This window comes from Aquiflexum sp. (assembly GCF_041749095.1).
GTDB lineage: Bacteria > Bacteroidota > Bacteroidia > Cytophagales > Cyclobacteriaceae > Aquiflexum.
Genome location: NZ_JBGTCA010000522.1, coordinates 1 through 4,052, shown reverse-complemented (window position 1 = coordinate 4,052; position 4,052 = coordinate 1). Strand labels below are relative to the sequence as shown.

Here is a 4,052-nt window from a genome sequence, read left to right as displayed (position 1 = left end):
CCAAGGTTGAGGCTCAATCGGGTAAGGAGTGGCATGAGTGGGGATCAATCTTTCCGGAAGCAAGGGGATTTCAGAAGGTGTCGGTCCACCGGTTGTCTCGGTCAGAATTCCGATCATGTTATGGAAATACGGGGTGGTACGAAGGCCACCATTCCACCATGATGAGAAAACAGATCCTCCCAATCGGGTATATCCTGGTTTACCTTCGATATTCAGTCTGTTGATCATAGCAGCTCCTACCCCATCCAAACTAGTCATGATCAAAGGATCAAACACATGGTTGAAAGGATCACGGTAAGGAGGTCCCGCCACAACCGTTCCAGCCGGAGAAGTCTGATGATGGTTATAGATGATTTGAGGCAACCACTCCACATATTGTTGACGGGAAGTATTGATGGTCTCCTTCATATTGTTCATAAAGAAATCCCTGTTATTGTCATGCCCAACATACTTTTGGTACATGTAGGGGGTGCTCATATTTCTCTTTTTGACATCTTCAGGACCCATATACCAGTTGGTGATGATCTCATGGCCATCAGGGTTGGTATGCACCATCAAAATGATCAGGTCATTGAGGATACGCATATTCTCAGGATCATTTCTGGTCACCAAATCATAGTAAGTCGGAATCATCTGATGGGATCCAACTGTTTCAGTAGAATGCAGACCACCATCTATCCAAACCACTGCTTTACCTTCCAATGAAAGCTTTTGGGCTTCATCATCACTGATTTCTGCACGGCCTAGAATTTGGGAGATTTCTTTGTAACGGTCCAGCTTTTGGTGGTTTTCCGGAGAGGTAATGATCATCATGGGCATCTGTCTGCCCTCTTCCGTTGGACCGATTTCAATAAATTTTACCCTATCAGATAATTCTGCCACTTTTCTAAAATAGGCATCGGTGGCAGTATAGGTGGCCAATTTGTAGTCATCACCGATCTCAAAACCAAAATGTTCTTTGGGTGTCGGAATCTTTTGTGCTAAAACAAAAGAGGCGGTACAAATTGCCAAAAGCAGGGATAAGTAAATTCTTTTCATCATAAAATATTGAATAGCTATTTCTAAAAATACATCGGCCAACCTTCCAAAACAAAAGAGCCCTTTTGATCGGAAAGAAAAAGGTTTGATTGGTATTTGTCTGGCTTTGGCGTTGTCAGGAAATCATGATTCAGTCTGTTTTCTATGATGATAAAACCCAATTGCTTAAATTAGAATTGGATACAGAAAACAGATTTTCGGTTTCAATGTTTATCCATCAAATCTTCTTTACCATTCAACAACAAATCCCATGTACAAAATTATTGTTTACTTCAATCTGATCATTTTCAGCCTGATTGGCTGGAAGGTTATTTCCTCAAATCCTGATGTGGTTACAAATGATATCTCCATTTGCCATACAGGTCCATCAGAAATGATCGCCTTTTTGGATGATCCCAAATTCGTGGCTTTCCATCCGGCACCGATTCCATTTGATTTCAATCCAATGGGTGAGATGATAACTTTCCCTTCTCCTGATGGAAAAAAGGCAGGAGGTTATTTTCTAAAAGCCGAAGAAGCATCCGATAACTGGCTCTTCGTTTATCAGGAATGGTGGGGACTCAATGATAACATCAAAGAAGAATCAGAGAAATTCTACAATGATCTAGGTGGAAAAGTCAATGTCCTGGCATTGGATATGTATGATGGCAATGTCACTGCTAATCCGCAGGAAGCAATGGGTTTTATGAGGGGAACTGATGAAAAAAGGTTGGAAAACATCGTGCTGGCCGGAAAAAACTTTGCCGGAAAAAATGCTAGAATTGCGAATGTTGGTTGGTGCTTTGGTGGAGGCTGGTCTTTGAAATCAGCATTACTGCTTGGTGATCAAAATGTTGGTTCCATTATCTACTATGGTATGCCAATCCGGGATGTGGATCAACTGAAAAAACTTAATTCAGATGTTTTGGGTCTGTTTGCAACTGAACAAAACATATCCAAAGAAATAATTGAGGAGTTTGCCACTGCAATGGATAAAGCGGGAAAAGACTTGGAATATAAAATCTTCCCCGGTGTTCACGGCTTTGCCAATCCTTCCAATGCCAAACATGACCCTGAATTGACTAATGAAGCCTATGGAATGGCTTTGGGTTATTTGAAAGGGAAGTTTAAGTGAGGATAATTAAATGGAGCAACAGGGTAGCCATCCTTGGAAATTAAATTGGGCTTCCCATACCCTATCCAAAAATACCTAACAGCGGTTGGCGATGAAATTTCCGGAGATTTAATCTCAATTATGTTGTTATGTATTTTCGCTGTTGCAGGGTGATAAACGCCGTCTTTACCCGCTAGTTCAAAATATTTAGGCATCATTCCATCTTGTGTGATCAAGCCTTCTTCTGCATGCAGAAAAGTAATACGTGCAATATCTTCCGTAAATTCAATTTGGGAGTATCTAGGACTACTGAAACGAAAGTCCTTTTGATAGACTTTTGCCAATGAAAGGTGCGCCAATCTTTGTCCCACTTCCTTTTTTCTTTTTGGATGTATGTCATTCTCATCTCCGAGATCTAAGGTTGTCACCATACCCGAATGATTCATTTTGTCAGCAATGCTTTCCTGAACGAGCCTAAATTCCTGCCATTCTCTTTTAAATGTAGGTAACTGTACCATAAAAAACGGTAAATTTTCATCCTCAAAATGTATTCTTAGATCTTCCACCAAAGTTTCAATAAGAATGGGATAAGATGCTTTCCTGGGAACATTGGCTTCACCTTGATACCAAATCACTCCTTTGATTTTATAGGGTATAATGGGGCTTATCATACCATTATACCAGCTTGATGGATATTTGGGTGGATCAGGCTTATACAATGATTTTATCGAGTCGGGAAGGTTCTCGTAACTATCTCCTCTGATCCATTCTTCGGCGGCAGAGGCTCCCCGTGAGGCGGTTATTATACCCACTGGCACTTTTAGCTCTTCCTGTAAAGTCAAAGCGTAATAATAGGCGACAGCGGATTCTTGCAAAAGCATTTCCAAATTATCCCCCGAAACCCAATTGCCATTGGAAAGGTGGGTTAACGGCGACATTGAATCCTGGACAGGAACTGTGAAAAGTCTTATCTCAGAATTTTTTACCAATTCCTCTAAATTAACATCAGTTTCTTTTAATCTCATCTGCATATTGGATTGGCCGGAACCTAACCAAACTTCACCAACCAAAATATCATTAATGATCTTATTATCAACTTGCATTTTGTATGGTCCCCCGGCTGAAGGTGTGGAGACATTAAATAAAAATCTACCATCGGAATTACTTTTAACTTTGAATTCATCATCAAGCCATTCGGCTTTAAAGCTGAAAGAATAATTAGGCTCCGAGTTACCAAAGACAGATACCGAGCTATTCTGCTGAAGCACCATACCATCCGAAAAAAGAGCATTCAATTCAATTTTCTGACCAAAAGAAAAACTTGAATAAAAAAAACAAATACTGTATAAGTATAGGAATGCATAAAACACATTTGAAATATAAATCCGCATATATCTTAAACTGATAAAACTAATTTATAGAATTATACCAAATAATTATTTAAACAAGTAATCATTTATAATTTATTGGAAGAGGAACTTGGGAACCAAGTCCTCTTCCGGTAAATTTTATTGCACTTTCAGCTTTTTTGTAAACCACTGATTTCCATGCTGAATCATGATTACATAGATACCCTTTCTCAAGGTCTTTTGAATTGTAATGGCTTGATTTTCAGTGTTAGCAACAGTATCCACAATGATCGTTCTACCAGACATATCTGTCATACTTACCTGTGTAGGTACACCTTCGTCAAATGCTCCAGGAACTTGGATGGTCACTGATTCACCTGAACGGACAGGGTTCGGAAATACTATGAATTCCAAAGATTGTTGGAAGGTAGGAGCAGTAAACTGAACCTCTGCTGATTCCATTATTCTCATGTTCTCTTCACCTGTTTCTTTGTTGGTTATTACAATTTTATCCATGATCGGTGCATCACCTTCAATTGGAGTAAGTTGGATCACATTGGCTCCCGCATTCA

The 4,052-nt window shown here is 39.7% G+C and carries 4 protein-coding genes; 1 reads left to right on the top strand and 3 read right to left on the bottom strand.

Annotation, left to right across the window (positions count from 1 at the left end; translation table 11 throughout):
* Window positions 1–1,038, bottom strand: a 1,038-nt coding sequence (locus tag ACEW8O_RS23505; RefSeq protein ID WP_373497068.1) for a M14 family metallopeptidase, incomplete at its 3' end; no start/stop codon positions are given.
* A gap of 250 nt (window positions 1,039–1,288) precedes the next feature.
* Between ACEW8O_RS23505 and ACEW8O_RS23500 the strand changes: the two genes are divergently transcribed.
* On the top strand, window positions 1,289–2,152 hold the full coding sequence (locus tag ACEW8O_RS23500) for a dienelactone hydrolase family protein (protein WP_373497067.1): 864 nt from the start codon (window positions 1,289–1,291) through the stop codon (window positions 2,150–2,152).
* Here ACEW8O_RS23500 and ACEW8O_RS23495 read toward each other — a convergent pair.
* Complete coding sequence (locus ACEW8O_RS23495) at window positions 2,128–3,426, bottom strand: sialate O-acetylesterase (protein WP_373497066.1); 1,299 nt, start codon at window positions 3,424–3,426, stop codon at window positions 2,128–2,130. The genes ACEW8O_RS23500 and ACEW8O_RS23495 overlap by 25 nt on opposite strands.
* A 213-nt stretch (window positions 3,427–3,639) precedes the next feature.
* Window positions 3,640–4,052, bottom strand: a 413-nt coding sequence (locus tag ACEW8O_RS23490; protein ID WP_373497065.1) for a T9SS type A sorting domain-containing protein, incomplete at its 5' end; no start/stop codon positions are given.

What these genes read in the sequence shown, in the direction of transcription:
- ACEW8O_RS23500 (WP_373497067.1), top strand. Translation starts at nt 1,289, where the DNA reads ATGTACAAAATTATTGTTTACTTCAATCTGATCATTTTCAGCCTGATT.